Here is a 19,422-nt window from a genome sequence, read left to right as displayed (position 1 = left end):
GTAAATAATTCAGAACGGGCGCCATATATTTTGAACCCGTACAAATGAGTGCCTAATCAACCGGCTCTATTAATCCATAAACCCAAACAGGTTGGATCCAATGAATTAAATTCATTAGGAGTAGACAAGCGGTAGTCTCAGGCTATTGCCAAAGTGATGGCGCAATGACATATTCGCTCCGCCATCCATTAACACCCACGGAACATCATGCGCCCCTTCAAGTCACTTGTTGCAGCCTCAGTGCTGATCAGCGGGTGCAACGGAATGCCCACCGCTTTTACTCAGGACCCTGTATTTGACCAAGCCTTCGTCGTCCACTCCGGTGCGCCGTTGCCCTATCTGATGATGGGCACCGCGATCCAGTGGAATGAAGATTATGCCGTGACGGTCAAGCACCTTCCTTACGTATCCGGTGCGGTCTACCAGGGGCAGGGCGACGTGCAATTCTTCAAGCACAAGGCTAACGGCGTGCCGATGTGGCGTTCGTACCAGCCCGGTGAAGAATTGACTTCCGTGGGTTTCAACTCCGCCTACATGTCAGTGAAAGGCACCGGCCATGCGCTGCCGGCCATGGTTCGTCTGGACGCCAAAGAAGGCAACGTGATGTACGGCACCCATGATGGCCCGGTCGCCAAGGGCATGTCCGGAGGTCCGGTGTTCGCGGCAGACGGCAAGGTGGTAGGGATCACCGTGGCGTTGCTGACCGCCAACGACCTGGCCAGGATCAAGCGCCCTGACCTGGCCAACCAGCCCCGCGTCAGCATCTTCTTGCCGTACAACGAGATCAACCGCGAGTGGACCCGCTACATGGCCCAGGCCAAGCCGGCCACGCCCGTGCCGACGAACCTGGCCGCCAACTGATCACCGCTCGCGCAGGGCTTCTCGGGCGCGGTTGAGGGGCTTGATGAGGTAATCCAGCACGGTCTTTTCACCCGTGCGGATGTCCACGGTGGCGATCATCCCCGGAACGATGGCGAAGGTTTTACCTGCCTTGTTGCGCAGCACGTCCGAGTCGGTGCGGATGAACACCCGGTAGTAGAAGATTTCCGGTTTGACTTCATCCTGAATCGTGTCCGGCGAGATGGTCACCACCTTGCCGTCCAGGCTGCCGTAGATCGAGTAGTCGTAGGCCGTGATTTTCACCTTGGCCTGCTGCTCGGGGTGAATAAAGGCGATGTCCCGGGGCGAGATGCGCGTTTCGATGAGCAGTTGCTCATCCAGCGGAACGATTTGCATGAGCTGCCCATTGGGCGGCACCACCCCACCGATCGTGGTGACTTCGATGTCCTTGACGATGCCGCGCACCGGCGAGCGCAGGGTCAGGCGTGACAACGAATCGCTGCGGCCGCGGATCACCGAAGACAGCATCTGCGCTTCGGAATTGGCTTTTGCCAGGTCTTCCCGGGCATGCACCATGTACTCCGAACGCGCTTCGGTGGCCTTCAGCTCAAGCTCGGAGCGCTGGCGGTTCAGGCGCAGGACTTCGACCCGGCTGGAAGCGCCGATTTTTGCCAGATTCTCGGTGATGGTCAGCTCGCTGCGCACCAGTTTCAACGAGCTCTCGATGCCGGTCAGCGTTTCGGCCAGGCCTTTGCGGCGGGCGTTGAACAGCTCGGTTTCGGCACGCCGCAGCTCCGGGTACTTGTCCAGCGAGGCGTCGAAGGTCAGCGGTTTCTCACTGACTTCGGCCTGCAGCCGGTTGACGCTGGCCAGTGCCGCCCGGTACTTCGCCTCACTCTCACCGACGTTCGATTCACTCTTGACCGCATCCAGCTGCGCCAGCACCTGGCCGCGCTCGACCAGCGTGCCTTCGCTGACATTCAGCTCCTTGATGATCCCGCCCTCCATGGATTGAATCAGCTGCTCCCTGGAGCTGGGCACCACCTTGCCGGTGCCGGTGGACACCTCCACGACCTGAAACCAGGCCGCCCAGGCAACGAAGCACGCCAGCATCAGCGCGCAGACCCATATCACCCGCACGCTCCCGGTGATGCTGCGCTCGTCCTGGCCATCGAGGTAGGTGATCTGGTCGCCGAGCCGAGGCGTTTGTTCGGTGGTCAATGCGTTCATGCCTGCGCTCCTTGCGGCTGCTTGAGTCGGGTGAGGGCGGCGTCGCGGTGGTCGTCGATGACGATTCGACCGTTGTCCAGCACGATGATCCGTTCCACCAGTTGCAGCAGGCTGACCCGGTGGGTGGCGACGATCAGCGTGCGGCCCTGGCACCAGGTCGAGAGCTTTTCCAGCAACTGGCGTTCGGTGATGTCATCCAGTGACGCCGTGGGTTCGTCCAGCAGCAGTACCTGGGGCTGGCGAATCAGCAGGCGTGACAGCAGCAGGCTCTGGCGCTGGCCGCCGGACAGGCCCAAACCCCCTTCGAGAATCAGGTGGTCCATGCCTTTGGGCATCTGGCGGACAAACTCCAGCGCGCCGGTCACTGCCAGGGCGGCGATGATTTCCTGATCGCTGGCCTGGCCCGCGCCGAGGGTCAGGTTGTCCCGCAGCGTGCCGTGGAACAGCCGCGCCTGCTGCGACATCAGGCCGACGTCCCGGCGCAGGTCGGCCGGGTCCAGGTGAGCGAGGGAGATGCCGTCCACGGTGGTCTCGCCGCTGGACAAATCCATTGAACCGGCCAGCGCCTGCAGCAGTGTCGACTTGCCCGCGCCGTTGCGCCCGAGAATGGCGACGCGCTCGCCCGGGCGAATCTTCAGGTTGATGCCGCTCAAGGCAGGTGATGCTTCTTCGCTGTACTTGAAGCCGGCCTGACGCAGCACGTAATCCCCGCGAATGGACGGGAGATGCACACGTTGGCTGCCTTCGGGATGATCGACCGGCATCTGCATCAACCGATTGAGCCCTTGCAGCGCGACTTTTGCCTGTTGCCAGCGGGTCAGCACGTGGGTCAGTTGCGCCATCGGCGCCATCATCCGCGAGGCCAGCATCGAGGCCGCCACCAGGCTGCCGGTGGTGAGGTCGCCGGCAATCACCATTGGCGCGCCGAACACGATGACCACGGCGAACACCGCGCCCTGCACGTTCTGGGTCCAGGCCACCAGGCTGTTGGTCAGCGAACGCAGTTTCAGGCTGCTGTCGGCGGACGCAGCGTTGTAATGATTCCACTGCTGCTGAAAGCGTTGCTCGGCCTGCAGCGCCTTGATGTCGTCCATGCCCTGCACGGTTTCCACTAGCATGGCGTTGCGCAGCGCGGCTTCGCGCATCGACGCATTGGCCAGCCGCGCCAGCTTGCGTTGAGCGAGGATGCCGGGCAGCACCATTGCCACCAGCGCAACCAGAGGAATCAGCACCAGTGGCCCGCCAATCAGGTAGAACACCAGCAGGAACAGGAAAAAAAACGGCATGTCCGCCAGCGCCGTTGCAGTGCTTGAGGTGATCAGGTCGCGGATCTGCTCCAGCTCGCGCAATTGCGAAATGAATGAACCGGTGGACTTCGGCCGGGCCGAGTTACGCAGGCGCAGGGCGTGGCCGAACACCAGGTCAGAGACCCGCAGGTCGGCGCGCTTGCCCATGACGTCGGTGATGCGCAGACGCATGATGCGCATCACGAAGTCGAACACCAGCGCGAGCATGACGCCACCGAAGAGCACGTACAGCGTCGGCAGGGATTCGGCCGGAATCACTCGGTCGTAGACCTGCATGGAGAACAGCACGCCGGCCATGCCCAGCAGGTTCGCGACCAGCGACGCCAGCATCACCTGGCGGTACGGGCGCAGGTCACTGAGGACGATGCGCCTGAACCAGTGCTCGTCGTAGGGCTTGATGTAGTCGTCGGTGCGCACGTCGCTCAGGGGCTGAATGGGCCGCAGGATCACCGTGCGCAGCGCCTGTTCGGCGAGCACGGCAGGGTCGATACGGCTTTGCAGGCCCTGATCACCGCTGTAGGCGATGCCCAGTTCGCCTTGCTCGCTGACGCTTTCGATCACGCCGACCTGGCCGTCGCGCAGTTGCACCAGCAGCGGCGTGCGCCAGCGCGACAGGCTTTTACGGTCGTAGTGGGCGAACTTGACGCTCAGGCCCGCCTGACGCGCCATGTGCCGCACCACTTCCTCGGCGCGGCCCTCGCTGTTGGTCGACGCCAGACGAACGCTCTCGGGCGAGACGTCCAGCCGATAATGCCGGGCGACGATGAGGATGGCTTCCACCCACGGCGAGTAGTCCGGACGATCAGGGCCTGCCGCGGGCGCTTCGGGGATGACGATGGTCTCGGTCATGGCAGGATCTCCACGTGCTGGATGGTGCTGTGATCGATGCCGAACGCGCGGCGCAGCGCACCGCTGTTGTACAGGCAGTCGATTTGCAGACGGCGCAGGTCGGCCTGGGTATTGGCCAGGTCGAAGCGCGACTGGTGGATTTCCTGTTCGGCGTTGAGCAGGTCGAGCAACGGCCGGGTGCCCAGCTCCAGGTACTGCCGACCGTACAACTCGCGGGCTTCGGTGATGCTGGTCTGCCGCGATTCGAGCGAACTGAGTCGGCGCGTCAGCCCGGACGTCTGCGCCTGGGCTTCGCCGAGCCCTTGCCGCGCCTGCAAACGGGCGGCGTCTTCGGCGGAATCGGCGGCGGTGAGCGCGTAGTTGGCGGCGCGACTGCGGGCACTGATGGCACCGCCCTGGTAAATCGGCACTTCCAGATTGAGGAAGATCCCGGCCTGGGTGCGATTGATCCTCGTGTTCTGGTCGTCGTAATGGTCGTCCAGAAACTGGTTGATCGACGGCTGCAACGACAGCGTCGGGTAGGCTTCGGCCTTTGCCTGGGCCAGCTCGGCCTGGGCCTGGGTGCGCTGGGCAGCGGCTTGCAGCACCGCGGGGAGGGCGTCAGTGCCCAGTGGACCCTTACAGGCGTCGCTCATCGAGGTGTCGAACCTCTCACTGACCTGGGGCGGGGTCTGCCGCCCGAGCAGGTTGGTCAACGTCGACTGCCAGCGCGCGTACAGTGCTTTGTACTCTTGCAGCGTGGCCATGCCGCCCTCTGCGCGGGACTGCGCCTGAACCACGTCGGAGCGAGTGCTCGCACCCATGTCGCTGCGCTGTCTGGCGAGTTCGACGATGTCGCCGATGCCGCGAATCTGCTCACGGGCGACGTCCACCAGACGCTGATAACGCTGGACTTCGATGTAGGCGAATGCGGTGTCGCGGCTGACCTGATCGATGGTCAGCAGAATGCTGGCCTGACTGCGCGCCACCTTGGCCCGCGCCGCCTCGACTGAGTTCGAGACCTTGCCGAAGTCGTACAGCATCTGCTTGAGGGAAATGCTCACGGACTGGCTGCCGTCGTCGCTGCCGTAGCCGCTGGTGTAACCGCCTTTTATCCCGCCGGAGATCTGCGGGTAATAACCGGCTTCAGCCACGTTGATGCCCTCGGCCTGCTGATACAGGGTGCCGATCGCTTCGCTGATGCTGGGGTGCCAGTCAACCGCGAGCCTGACCGCCTGTTGCAGGCCCAGGGTCGGACTGTCTTCCTTGACCATGACCGCCCCGGGGGCGGAACCGCCTTTGGCATTGTCTCGTGCACTGCCTTTGGAACTGCCTGCCGTGCCATCGCCCTTGCGCCGCTGATCCGCGGGCTTAGCCTGCAAGCGCGAAGGACTTATGCTGCGCAGGCCGGGATCAATCTGATCCTCCGCCAGCGCAACGTTGAATATCGGGTGACACAGGCCGAGGGTCAGAACGACCGCCGGCCATTTCTGCTTGCGAACGCGCTCCACATGGCTTCCTTACTGTACGAATACAGAGCTTCCCTTTAGTGAATCAACCGGCCGAGCGCATTGATCGGCCGGTTGAACCCCGCCGCTGGCAGCGCCAGACGGCGGGCTGATCAAACGACGTGAATACCGTTCTGCACCCACAGATGATGGGTTGGATCTTCCTGCGGCGTGTACTGGGTGTAATCGACACCATCAGCCTGTTGCGCACCGCCGGCGACCCAGGTGTTGGTCATGTGTACGGTGTCCTCGCTGCCCCCTTTAATCAGCAAGGTGTTGTTGTCTGCCGAGGTAATGGACATCAGGTCCGCCAGGCTGATGGTCAGCGCGACGGCACTGGTGTGGTTCAGGTCCAGCACCTCGATGTTGTTGATCCGGTCCTGCAGATCACCCAGGTTGATGGTGGCATCGCCTCCCGCCCAGAGCAGCGTGTCGGTGCCCGTGCCGCCATCGACCGAGGCAAAGTGCTGGTCAGCGATGATCAGCGTGTCGTTGCCGGCGCCGCCTTGCAGCGTGACGGCACCGCCATGGGAGCCGTCCAGCGTGTCGTTGCCTGCCGTGCCCTGAATCAGCTCGGCACCGGTGGCGGCAATGGCGGTGGCGCTGTGATCATCAACGCTCGCTACAGTGGACAGCGCCGCAAACGAGGTAGTGACGACGGCACCAGCCTGTTCCAGATCAATGGTCAGCGTCGCCGTGTCGGTAGTCCCGTTGGGGTGCTTGAGCTGGTAGGTGAAGACGTCTTCACGGCCGATGACCGCATCCGTCTGTCCGGGCGTCAGTGTGTAGGTGTAGCGCCCGTCGGCCTGCACCAGCAGCGAGCCATAGGTGCCGACAATCGTGGTGCCGTTGTAGCCCGGCGTCACATAACTGCCGGCCGCCAGCACGTTGAGCACGGTGAACGCCGAGCCCAGCACGTCAGCACCGCCGCTGGCGGTGTCGGTGAGCAGGTTGCCCGCCACCGGCGTGTAGCTGCCGACGACGAACTGATTGGTATAGGTTGCATCGTTGATCAGGCTGATGTTGACCGTACTGGCGACACCGATGCCCCCGGCGGCGAGTCTGACCTGATAGCTGCCGGGCCCCTGGTCATCGAAGCGCGCGGCGTAATTGCCGCCGCCCAGGTTCGCCAGCGAGCCGCCGGCATAGCTCTTGACCAGCACGTATTGGCCGGTGGTGGTGTTGAGCTTGTACAGGCCCAGGTTCAGCGACCCGAGCAGGCTGAGCAGGTTGGAGGAGTTGACCACCACGGTCAGGTCACTGATCGCACCCGCCGCCACGCTGGTGGTCCATGAGCCACTGCCGCCCAGCAGCGGCACGAGGAACGGGCCCAGCGTGGAGGTGGTGATGACCTCCTTGTTGACCAGGGTGATGTCGCTGATCGCGATGTCGTTGGTGGCGTCGACCAGAAAGGCCGGGCTGGCCAGGTTACTGTCGCTCCACACTTCGGTGGCTTGCGGACTGTCGATGCGCACGTACAGATTGGCCGTGTCGCTCAGGCCATTCGGGTGCACCAGTTGATAGCTGAAGACGTCCACTTTGCCGACGCTGGTCACCGCCCCGTCGGGTCTGTAGCTGTAGTTGCCGCTGGCGTCGATGGTGAGCGTGCCATACAGGCCTTGCACCGTGATGCCCGCGCTGGCCGCGACATAGCTGCCGTTTTTCAGCACCTGCAACACGGCGCCGTTGTCCGGGCCGGTGACATCCGCCTGGCCGTCAATGCCCGGGTTGGTGATGACGTTGCCAGTCACGGCGGTACCGGCCACCCCGTTGAACTGGGTCAGGCTGGTGACGTCCAGCTGGAGTTGCGTGGTGACGTTGGTCACCACGCCGATGCCGGTGCTGGACACGATCAGCCGGTAGTCGCCACCCAGCAGATCACCGATGTTCACCCGCACGCCCTGGCCGGTCAGCGCCACCAGATCGAGCAGCCCGCCGCTGCCGTTGACGTCGAGGGTCACCCAGTTGCCGCTGGCGTTCTTCACCTGCAGCGTGTAGACCACGCCGTCGAGCAGCGACACCAGGCTGCCGGTGGTCAGCGTCAGGGTTGGATCGAGGCGGGTGCCGCTGTTGACGGTGAACACAAACGCCTTGGAGAACCCGGCCAGCAATGTGGTGAAGGAGTCCGCAAAGTTCTGCGTGGTCTTCACCGGGACCAGCGTGACCGTGGCGGTAGCGAGGTTGTCACTGGCGACCACCGGCGTGTTGACGTCGATGTCCGGCGCGGTGACGTTGGCCGTCACGGAAAGATTGCCCCTGATGTCGGTGAGGCTGACCAGCAGGGTTTCGCCGTTGATCTGCGCGGGGGCGAGGGTGACGCTGAACAGCCCCGTGGCGCCGACGGTGCCCGTCCCGAGCACGGCGCCGCCAACGGATTTGATTTGCACCGTCGAACCGATTTCCCCGCTGCCGGTGACCGTCAGGCCATCGACGCTGACCAGCAGCGCGCCGGGGGCAGCAGGGGGTGTCAGATCAGGCGCGATGGCGCTCACCGCAAGGGATACGTTCCCCGCCGCGTCCGCCTGGGTAATGCTCAGCACTTGATTGTCGATCTGCGCGGCGTTCAGTGCCACCGAGAAGCTGCCATTGGCGGCCACGGTCGTTGTGCCGAGGACAGCGCCCAGTGCATTGCGCACGGTCACCGTGGAACCTGCGACACCGGTGCCGGTCACCACCGTACCGCTGGCATTCACCGCAACGGTCGTTGGTGCCCCGGGCGCCGTGGTGTCCGGTGCCAGAAGGCTGCCGGCGGCCGACACGTTGCCAGCGACGTCGACCTGACGCACCGTCAGCGCCTGGCCGTCGAGTTGCGCGGCATTGAGGGTAAGGTTGAACGTCCCGCCAACGCCCACGGTGGTGGTCCCCAGCAGCGTACCGCCCGCGTTGAATACGTTGACCGTCGCGCCGGCCTCACCGCTGCCGCTCAGGGTCAAGCCGTTAGCCGCCAGCAACAGGGCCGAAGGCGCATTTGGCGCTTGAACGTCGAGGGCGTTGACCGTCGCGACGGCCGAGAGGTTACTCGCCGCGTCCACTTGCTGGACGCTCAGCACCTGACCATTCAACTGCGCGCTGGAGAGCGAGACCACAAACCCGCCCGCCGCATTGACCACTGCGCTGCCGAGCACGGCGCCGCCCGCGTTGGTCACGCGCACGGTCGCTCCGGCTTCACCGTTGCCGCTGACCTGCAGGCCTGCGGCATTCAGCGCGACGTTGGTCAGCGCAGCGGGTGGCGTGGTGTCGACGGCAGTCACATTGGCGAGCACCGAGAGGTTGCCTGCGACGTCGCGCTGACTCACCGTCAGCACCTGGCCATTGAGTTGCGCCGCCGAGAGGTTGGCGTTGAACGTGCCGTCAAGGGCAACGGTCGCGGTGCCAAGCACGACGCCGAGGCTGCTGCGCACCGTCACGGTCGCACCGGCTTCGCCGATCCCGCTCAGCACGGTACCCGCGCCATTGAGGGTCAGTTGCACCGGTGCGTTCGGTGCGGTGATGTCGGGCGCCGTGACCGTCACGATGGCGGACGGCTGCGATGCGGCGTCGGTCTGGAACGCGTTGAGGATCTGGCCGTTGGCTTGCGCCGGGCTCAGCGTCAGGGCAAAGGTGCCGCCGGCATTGACCAGCGCGGTGCCGAGCGTTAAGCCGCCGGTGGTGATGGTGACCGTGGCCCCGGCTTCGCCTCGACCGGTCACCAGGGTGCCGGTGGCGTTGACCTGGAGGTCGGCGAGCACCGCCGGCGGCGTGGTGTCAGCCGCCACGACCGCAGCCAGCAGCGATGCGCCGCCCGCCGCAGTGCTGGCCGTCACGCCCAGGCTTTCGCCGTTGGTCTGCGCAGCGTTGAGGATGACGCTGAACGTCCCGCCTGCATTGGTGGCCGCCGTCCCGAGAACAACGCCCGTCGCGCTGTACACCGTGATGGTGGTGCCCGTTGCGGCGTTGCCGGTGACCGTAAGGCCGTCGGCGCTGACCAGCAGATTGGTCGGCGCATTCGGTGGTGGGGTCACGGGGACGGTGAGGTTCAGCGTCCCGGACACGTTGTTGCTGGCATCCACTTGGCCGACCGTGAGGACGTTATTGGCGACGACGCCTGGGGCCAGGGTGACCACGAAGGTGCCATTGGCCGCAACTTGCCCGCTGCCGAGGGTGACGCCCAGGGAGTCTTTGACCGTCACGATCGCGCCTGCTTCACCGCGGCCTGCCAACAGCAGGTAATCGGCGCTGATGGTCAGGTTGCTGACAGGATCAGGTGCCTGAGTGTCCGGCACCGGGTAGACCAGCGGCGCGGAAGCATTGTTGGCCGCGTCCGTTGCAGTCACAGAGATGACTTGCCCGTTGGTCTGCGCAGGGTTCAGCGTGATCTCGTACAGTCCACCGGCGTCGGCCCGGGCAGCGCCCAGCAGCGTACCGTTGGCGGACCTGACGCTGACATTACTGTTGGCCTCGGCCAGACCTTGAAGGATCGTGCCATTGCCGGTGAGCGAGGTGATCGACGGAACCGCTGGAGGCGTGATATCCGGTGCGATGACCGCAACCGGCGCGGAGTCGTTTTGCGCCGCGTCGACTTGCACCACTGTCAACGACTGACCGTTGAGCTGGGCGCTTGACAGCGTGACGCTGAACGTACCGTCCGCGCGCACGATGGCCGTGCCGAGCACCGGCGTGCCAGCCACCGAAACGGTGATGGTGGCGCCGGCTTCGCCGTTGCCGCTAAGGATCAGGCCGTCCTGGCTGACCGAGAGGTTGGTCACCGCCGCCGGATCGGTCACGTCGTCGACCTGATAGACCAGCGTGGCGGAGACGTTGGAGGCGACGTCAGTCTGGGTGAGGTTGAGGGTCTGGCCGTTGAGTTGGGCAGACGTCAGTGCGACGCTAAATTTCCCGTCGACCTGCACCGTGGCGCTGCCGAGGTCGACGCCGCTGGCGCTGGTCACCCTGACCGTCGCGCCCGCTTCGCCGGTGCCGTTCAGCGTCAGCCCGTTCACCAGGCCGGTGATCACCGGCAGCGGTGGCGGCGTGAAGTCCGGCGCCGTGACAGGCGCGCCCGTGGACGGGTTGCCCGCCGCATCACGCTGGACCACCGACAACAGCTCGCCGTTGCTTTGCGGCGCCGACAGCGTGACCGCGAAATTGCCATCCACGCCGACCACGCCTGTGCCGACAATGTTGCCGGCAGCATCGGTGATCAACAGGCTGGCACCTGTCTCACCGCGACCGCTGACCACCACGCCGGTGTCATCGATCTGAACGTTGGTCACGGCGGCGGGCGGCGTCAGGTCGGGTGAAGCGATGGAACCCGCAGCCGAGGGATTGTTTGCCGCATCAGTCAGCACGACGAACACGGGCTGACCGGCGTTTTGAGGCGGGGTCAACGTGATCAGAAACCTGCCGTCGACGCCCACGTTGCCGGCACCGACCTGGGTGCCGTCGGCCAGGGTGATGCGCACGGCTGCGCCAACCTCGCCGCTGCCGCTGAGCACACTGCCCGAGGCATTGAACTGCAGGTCGGTGGCGACCGCCGGCGGGGTCAGGTCGGGGGCGGTGACCGTCGCGGGCACACTGACGTTGCCGGGTGGGTCGGCCTGCTGAACGCTCAGCACCTGGCTGTTGATCTGCGGTGTGGAGAGCGTGACGCTGAACGAGCCGTCTGCCAGCACCAACGTGGTGCCGAGCAGCGTGCCGCCGGCATCACGGACCGTGACAGTGGCCCCGGCTTCACCGGTACCGGTCACTACGGCGCCTGCCGCGTTGATGCGCACGTTGTCGAGCGGATCGGGCGGCGTGAAGTCCGGCGTTGTCAGGCTGACTTGCGGTGACACGTTGCCGACGGCATCCCGTTGCACCAGCGTCAGCACTTCGGCGTTGGAGAGCGCCGGGACCAGCACCAGGGTGAAGGCCCCGGTGCTACCCACCGTCGCCGTGCCGAGCGGAGTGCCGAGGCTATTGGTAACCGTGACAACTGCCCCGGCTTCACCGCGGCCGGTCAGCGTCGCGCCGTCGCTGGAAATTCCCAGCTGGGTCAGGGCGAGCGGTGCCGTGGTGTCGACCGAGGTCAGGCTGGCGGGCAGGGAGATATTCCCGGCCGCATCGGTCAGGGTCACGGCCAGCAGTTCACCATTGGCCTGGGGTGTGGTGAGGGTGATCTGGAACGTGCCATCGATCCGCACGCTGCCGGAGCCGACGAGGGCGCCGCTGGCGTTGGACACGTTGACCGTCGCGCCCGGCTCACCGGTGCCCGACAGCACCGCGCCATCTGGCGTAACCGCCAGGGCGAGCGGCGCATCCGGTGCGATCAGGTCTCTGGCAGTCAGCGCGATGCTGGCCGATTCATTACCGGCGGCGTCGGTCTGGCTGATGCTAAGGGACTGGCCGGCAATTTGCGCGGGGCTCAGCGACAGGGTGAAGTTGCCGTTGGCACCCACTTGCCCGGTGCCAAGAATGAACCCGCCTGCGCCCAGCACAGTGACCGTTGCGCCCGCTTCACCTTGACCGGTCAAGGTCACGCCGTTGGCGGTGAGCACCAGGTCGGTGAGCGGCCCGGGAGCAGTGACATCCGCTGCCAGGTAACCGGTCGCCAGCGAATTGATGCCGTCGCTGGAGGTGGCGATGGCCGAGAGCGACTCGCCGTTGAGCTGCGCGGCATTCAGTTGCGCACTGAACGTGCCGTCGCCATTGACCAGCGCCGTGCCCAGCAGGACACCGGAGGCGGTGCGAATGCTGACGGTGCTGCCGGCGTTGGCGGTGCCGGTCAGGGTCAGGCCGTCTGCACTGAGGGCCAGATTGACGGGAGCAGGTTCCGCGAGATTGCCGGGAGCAACCACCGTGGCGGCATCGGACGCATTCCCGGCGGCGTCGGACTGGATCACGGTCAACGTGCCGCCGGCCGCTGCCGCAGGGGTCAGTCCGACCGTAAAGCTGCCGTTGGCCGCTACAGTGGCGGTGCCCAGCGCGTTGCCATTGGCATCGCGCACGACCACCGTTGCACCGGCCTCGCCGCTACCGCCCAGGGTCAGGCCATCGGCGCTGATGGCCAGGTTGCTGGCCGCGGAGGGCGCCACGGTGTCAGCGGCCTGATAAGGCGCGGGCACCGAGACGTTGCCAGCCGCATCGGTGGCCGTGACGGTAAGGCGCTGGCCGTTGAGTTGAGGCCCGGACAGGCTGACCTGGAACACGCCATTGGTCCCGGCAACGCCAGAACCCAGGACATTGCCCGCGGCGTCGCGCACGGTCACGGTGCTGCCGGCTTCGGCGCTCCCTGCCAGTTGCACGCCGCTGCCGCTGAGCAGCAGGGCGGTCGGGCTGTCCGGTGCCGTCAGGTCAACGGATGTCACGTTGACCGCCGTCGAGACGTTGCCGGGCGGATCTTCCTGGGTGACGGTCAAGACTTCGGCGTTTATCTGCGCCGTGCTCAGCGTCACGCTGAACCCGCCGTTCGCCGCCACCAGCGCCGTGCCCAGCAGGGCACCGCCGGCCGTGCGCACCGACACCGTTGCGCCAGGTTCGCCACGGCCGACCACCGTCAGGCCGTCGGCGTTCACCGACACCTGAGTGAGCGCGGCAGGCGGGCTGATATCCGGCGCCGTGAGGTTCGCCGACGGTGAGACATTGCCGCTCGGGTCGGTCTGGCTGATGTCGAGGGCCTGGCCATTGTTGGGCGCGGGGGCGAGGGTCACGGTGAAGGTGCCGTCACTGGCCACCAGCGCGGTGCCAAGCAGCGCGCCGCTGGCGTCGAGGACTCTAACGGTCGCGCCGGCCTCACCGGTACCGGTGAGGGTGCTGCCGGTGGCGCTGATCAGCAGGTTCTGCGGCAGGGCCGGTGGCGTGGTGTCCACGGTTGTCAGGCTGGCGCCGGCCGACACGTTACCCGCCGCGTCGGTCAGGGTGACCGTGAGCGGCGCGCCGGTTGTGACGGCGTTTGGCAGGGTCACCTGGAACTGGCCGCTCTGGTTGACAATGCCGGTGGCGAGAATGTTGCCTGCGGCGTCGCGGACCGTGACGGTCGCGCCGGCTTCGCCAACGCCATTGACCACGGTGCCGACGTTATTGATGGTCAGACCGGTGGCGGCGTCGGGCGGGGTCAGGTCCGGAGCAAGAACGGCCCCGGTTTGCGAGACGTTGCCGGCCAGGTCGGTTTGCGTGGCCGTCAGCGGTTGGCCGCCCAGCTGCGACGGCGTCACGATGACCGCGAAAGTGCCGTTGGGTGCAACGGTGCCGGAACCCAGCAACGTGCCGCTGCTGTTGGTGATGGCCACCGTCGAGCCGGCTTCGCCACGGCCCGAGACCACGCTGCCATCCGGGCTGATGGTGATGCTGGTCGGCGCCTCGGGGGCCGTCAGGTCGTTGGCCACCACCAGGGCGGTCACCGAGGTCTGGCCGGCGTCATCGGTCGAGGTGACGTGCAGTGTTTGAGCATTCAACTGCGCGAACCGCATGAGAATGCTGAAACGGCCGAAACTGTTGACCCTGCCGCTGCCCAGGCTCGCGCCGTTGCTGTCGAGAATGTTGACTGTGCTGCCTGGGGTGGCGGCGCCGGTGAGAATGAAACCGTCGCTGCTGATGGCCATATCACTGGGGGTCGCCAGCTGCGTGCCGTCCGGCCCTGGGAGGATGACGGCGGTGGAGGCGTTGCCACTCGCGTCGGTGCTGATGACCTCCAGATCGGTATTGCTGGCAGCAGGCGGATTGAGGCCGATGACGAAGCTGCCATCCTGGCCAACCGTGCCGGTGCCGAGCAGCACGTTGCCGGGACCGGGGCCGCGAACGGTGACGGTGGTGCCAGGCTCGCCGGTACCGGAAACCACATCGCCACCGGGGCTGATCGCCAGATCGGACACAGGGACCGGTCGGGTGGTGTCAGGCGCGAGCACAGCAGTGGGCAGCGAGTCGTTGGTGCCATCGGTCGCAACCACTTGCACCGTCTCGCCGTTGCTCAGGATCGGCGTGACATTGAAGGTGAAGGTCCCGTTAGCCAGGGCCACGGCAGTGCCGATCTGAACCCCATTGGCGTCGAGGATGTTCACCGAGCCGAAGGGCACGGTGGTCCCGGTCAGCACGCCGTTAGCGTCCAGATCAAGGTTGCTTGGTGCTGGCGGTGCGGTGATGTCAGGTGCCGTGACGGAACCTGCCGGCGAGGGCAGGGTGCTGGCGTCGGTCTGAGTCACGCTGAGCACCTGTCCGTCCAGCTGCGCCGGACTCAGGGTTACCACAAAACTGTTGTTGCTGGCGACGATGGCCGAACCCAGCAAGGTCCCGTTTCCATCGCGCACTTGCACGGTATCGCCGGGGGTGCCTGTGCCGGAAACCGTCACACCGTCGCTGCTGATGGTGATCCCGGTCGGCGCAGCCGGCGCGGTGGTGTCCGGTGCGGTTAAAGAGGCCGCGGGGGAGAGGTTGCCCGTTGCGTCATTCTGCCTGACCAGCAGGACCTGGCCGTCGGACTGAACCGCGTTCAGCGGGACTTCAAAGCGACCGGTTGCCGGGTCCGCCGTCGCGATACCCAGCACGTTGCCGCTGGCGTCGCGCACGCTGACAGTGGCGCCGGGTTCGCCCTGGCCGCTCAGCGTCAGGCCGTTGGCGCTCAGGGTGAGCGCAGTGGGCGCGTCCGGTGCCTGGATATCCGCAGCCTGCAAGGGAACAGCCGGAGAGGCCAGGGTCGATCCATCGACTTGAGTAACGCTGAGATTCTGGCCGTTGATCTGCGCGCTGGACAGGGTCACCTCAAAGCGTCCGTCGCTGCCGACCACGGCGGTGCCCAGCGTGCCGCCCGAAGCATTCCTAACGGTGACGGTGGCACCGATCTGGCCGTTGCCGGTGACGATCAGGCCGTTCGCCGACAGATCAAGGTTGGTCAAAGGTGGCGGTGCGCTGAGGTCCGGCGCCGTGACAGGGACGGGCTGGGACTGGTTGCCTGCGGCGTCGGCCTGGGTGACCTGCAACAGCTGGCCGTCGGTCTGTGCCGACGTCAAGGTCAGGGTAAAACTACCGCCGGCACCCGCCTGGCCGCTGCCGATGATATTGCCCGCGGCATCACGCACCGTCACTGTGGCACCGGACTCAGCGGTGCCGGTGAGGATCAGGCCAGTGCCGTCGAGGGCGACGTTGGTCAGCGCAGCGGGCGCTTGGGTATCCGGGGTGACAAAGGTCACCGGCAAAGCCGGGTTGCCGGTGCTGTCACTGGCGCCGATCAGCAGGGTTTGGCCATTGTTCTGCGGGCTGCTCAACGTCACGCTGAAGCGCCCGTCGGCGGCGGCGATGGCCGTGCCAAGCACGGTACCGCTGACGGTGGTGACGGTGATCGTCGAACCGGCCTCGCCGATCCCGGTCAGCGTCGTGCCGCCGACGTCGAGGCCGATGGCGGAGGGTTGCAGGGGGCCGTTGAGGTCCGGCGCGCTGACCGGCGCAATGGGCGATGGATTCCCGACTGCGTCGCTCAGCACGACTTGCAGCGCCTGACCGTTGGTTTGCGCCGAAGCGAGGCTGACCGTGAAATTGCCGGTCGCGGACGTCACGCCCGTTCCGATGACGTTGCCTTGGGCGTCACGCACCGAAACGGTCGAGCCCGGTTCGCCACGGCCGGTCAGGGTCAGGCCGTTGTTGGCCACAGCCAGATCAGTGGCGGCAGTTGGGCCGGTGATGTCGGGGGCGGTGACGGGAACGGTGACCGAGCTCTCGCCCTGATCGTCGACCGCCACCACGTCGAGCACTTCGCCATTGGCCTGGGCCGGGGTGATGGCGACGGTAAAGCTGCCGTTGCTGCCGACGGTTGCACTGCCAAGCAGCACGCCGTTGGCGTCACGCACCTGGACCGCCGAACCGGCGCTGGCGGTCCCGGTCAGCTGCGTGCCGTCGCCACTGATGACCAGGCCCGAAGGCGTTGCCGGACCACTGGCGTCAGGCGCCGTGACCACCAGCACGGGGGACGCCAGGCCTGCGGTGTCGGTCTGGCTGATTTGCACCTGATCACCGGGGTTGACCGGCGGTGCCAAGGTGGTAGCGAAGGTGCCGTTGGCGCCGACCACCGCCGTGCCGATGGGCGTGCCGTTGGCGATTAGGGTGACAGTCGCGCCAGCTTCTCCCTTGCCTGAGACCTGTGTGCCGTCTGCGCTGATCACCACATCGGCGACTTGGGCGGGAGGCGTGGTGTCGGCGGCGTTAAGCTCGGCCGAGGCAGTGTTGCCGGCCGAATCCGTGACGCTGACGTTGAGTGTCTCGCCGTTGGTCTGCGCGGTATCGAGGCTCACGCTGAATGTGCCGTCCACACCGGCCCGGGAGGCGCCGATGACCGCACCCGACGCACTACGCACAAGCACGCGGGAGCCCGCTTCGGCACGACCGGTGAGGGTCAGGCCGTCAGCCGACAGAACGAAATTTGAAGGTGCCACTGGCGGCGTGGTGTCCGGTGCTTGCAGTGGAACGTTGGCGGAGGTGTTGCCAGCCGCATCGGTGAGGGTGACCTGCAGGACTTGCCCGGCATTTTGCGGGGCGCCGAGATTGATGTTGAAGAGCCCGTCAGTCCCCACGATAGCGGTCCCGAGCACGTTGCCATTGGCGTCTATGACGCTGGCAGTGCTGCCAGGTTCGCCGCGGCCGCTGACAATCGAGCCAGTGCCGCTGATCGCGATGCCAGCAGGTGCATTGGGCGGTGTGACATCGCCGCCGGGCGGCGTGACGTCGATGTCTGGCGCCAGCGCTTGAGCAGGCGGCGAGACATTGCCGGCGGCATCGACCGCATTGACGGTCAGCGACTGACCATCGGTTTGCGGAGGACTGAGGGTGAGACTGAAGGTGCCATCGGCTGCGACGATGCCGCTGCCCAGCAACGTGCCGTCGGCGGCGCGAACCTGAATGGTCGCGCCGACTTCGCCCGAACCGGTGACGCGCGTACCGTCTGCGCTCACCACAATGTTGCCCGGCGCGTTGGGCGCGGTGGTGTCGACCGGTGGCGTGACGTCGATGTCCGGCGCCAGCGCTTGAGCAGGCGGCGAGACATTGCCGGCGGCATCGACCGTATTGACGGTCAGCGACTGCCCATCGGTTTGCGCAGGGTTCAGCGTAAGGCTGAAGGTGCCGTCTGCCGCGACGATGCCGCTGCCCAACAAAGTGCCGTCGGCAGCGCGAACCTGAATGGTCGCGCCGACTTCGCCTGAACCGGTGATGCGCGTACCGTCGGCGCTCACCACAAGGTTGCCCGGCGCGTCGGGTGCGGTGGTGTCGACAGGTGGGGTGATGTCGATGTCCGGCGCCAGCGCTTGAGCAGGCGGCGAGACATTGCCGGCGGCATCGACCGCATTGACGGTCAGCGACTGACCATCGGTTTGCGGCGGACTCAGGGTAAGGCTGAAGGTGCCATCGGCTGCGACGATGCCGCTGCCCAGCAAAGTGCCATCGGCGGCACGCACCTGAATGGTCGCGCCGACTTCGCCGGAACCGGTCAACCGGTCGCCGGTGGGGTTGACCGCCAGGGTGGCCGGCGCAGCCGGAGGTGTCGTGTCTGGGCCCTGGCCCGGGGGTGTCCCGCCGTCGGTATCGGGCGTTGGCGCCTGAGTGGAAGGGGACACGTTACCTGCGGCGTCGGTGGCGCTCACTGCCAGAGGCTGCCCACTGGTTTGCGGCGGGTTCAGCGTCACACTGAACGTGCCGTCAGGTGCCACAACACCGCTGCCCAGCAGGGTGCCGGCAGTGTTTCGAACCTGGATGGTTGCGCCGGCCTCACTGGTGCCGGTGAGTAACGTGCCGTCCGCACTGACGAGCAGGTTGCCCGGGGCCACGGGGGCCGAGGTGTCCGCGGCGTTCCTACCGCCGCCCCCGCCGCCACCCGCAACGCCGCCTGCCGCTGCCGCTGCACCGCCGGCGCCCAACAGGCCGAGCCCGGCGATCGCAAAAGTAGGCGTCGACCCGCCGACCACGCCGGCGTCTGCGATGAGTTCATCCAGGGAGTTGACTTCGTCGAAGGTAAAACCGTTGAAGGACTGAGTGTCATATTGGGCTTGCCAAAGGGTGCCGTCTTCACCCTGGAACACCATGTCGTTGTTGGGACCTTCAGGCGCGGTGTTGAAGAAGTTGGCGACTTTGATCTGTTCGCCATTCTTCAAGTTCACCACCAGATCTTGCCCATTGCGGGAGACCGAGGACACTTGGCTGGGAGGAACGGGCATTTGAACAACTGACGGCGTATCGAGTGACAGATTTCCCCAGGCTTTGGCAGTAAGTTCGGAGGTTGCTTTATTGGCGACAACAATATTGTCCATTCTGACAGTCCTTTTCTTCGCTTTTAGCACTACAACAACGCGTTTAATGGCGTGTCATACCAGCCGCCTGACCTAGCTAATCAGGCGCAACTTTGTTTCTTACAATGAAAGCCGTTTGCCAGTAATTTAGAATGGAACCCCTCAATATCAATGGAAAATAGTTTGACGTTTATCTGTTTGTAGAATTTTCCAATTCATAGGTCATTGAAATATATGGATTCTTATTGAGTTAGATGGTGATCTACCGGTCGTCGGGGCGTTTGCGCAAAAGCCTCCGTATGGGGGGAAAACGTTTGCTATCTACGGGGTCGATGAGTGGAGGAGTAACAATGGCGCCGGGGATTTGGTCAATCTAGCAACCCACATTCACCTGGATGCACGAACGCGCGTAGAGATACCTTTGTTTTAATCTGGCAACGGGAGATCGGGGGAGGTGGGAGTTCGGAAAACATAAAGTGGGAGGCCAGC

The 19,422-nt window shown here is 65.4% G+C and carries 5 protein-coding genes; 1 reads left to right on the top strand and 4 read right to left on the bottom strand.

Going from position 1 to position 19,422, the window contains the following annotated elements; all coding sequences use genetic code 11:
• Positions 1-264 precede the first annotated feature (264 nt).
• Positions 265-861: a trypsin-like peptidase domain-containing protein gene (locus AC0Z8Z_RS06855; protein ID WP_240356611.1), complete on the top strand. Its 597-nt coding sequence runs from the start codon at positions 265-267 to the stop codon at positions 859-861.
• Here the strand turns inward: AC0Z8Z_RS06855 and AC0Z8Z_RS06850 are convergent, their stop codons facing one another.
• From AC0Z8Z_RS06850 to AC0Z8Z_RS06835, 4 genes are all read right to left on the bottom strand, one after another.
• The gene (locus tag AC0Z8Z_RS06850; protein WP_172612311.1) at positions 862-2,070 is read right to left on the bottom strand and encodes a beta-barrel domain-containing protein; all 1,209 of its coding nucleotides are present in this window, start codon (positions 2,068-2,070) and stop codon (positions 862-864) included.
• Positions 2,067-4,226: a type I secretion system permease/ATPase gene (locus AC0Z8Z_RS06845; protein WP_205483263.1), complete on the bottom strand. Its 2,160-nt coding sequence runs from the start codon at positions 4,224-4,226 to the stop codon at positions 2,067-2,069. Before AC0Z8Z_RS06845 ends, AC0Z8Z_RS06850 begins: the two co-directional genes overlap by 4 nt.
• On the bottom strand, positions 4,223-5,677 hold the full coding sequence (locus AC0Z8Z_RS06840) for a TolC family outer membrane protein (RefSeq protein ID WP_485618684.1): 1,455 nt from the start codon (positions 5,675-5,677) through the stop codon (positions 4,223-4,225). The genes AC0Z8Z_RS06845 and AC0Z8Z_RS06840 overlap by 4 nt, the downstream gene beginning before the upstream one ends.
• A gap of 149 nt (positions 5,678-5,826) precedes the next feature.
• Positions 5,827-18,954 (bottom strand): BapA/Bap/LapF family large adhesin, encoded by a 13,128-nt coding sequence (locus AC0Z8Z_RS06835; RefSeq protein ID WP_485618554.1) that lies wholly within the window; start codon positions 18,952-18,954, stop codon positions 5,827-5,829.
• Positions 18,955-19,422: the final 468 nt, after the last annotated feature.

This window comes from Pseudomonas sp. 1L-C-7-B-C1, assembly GCF_057291635.1.
This window is presented reverse-complemented; position numbering and strand designations above follow the sequence as displayed.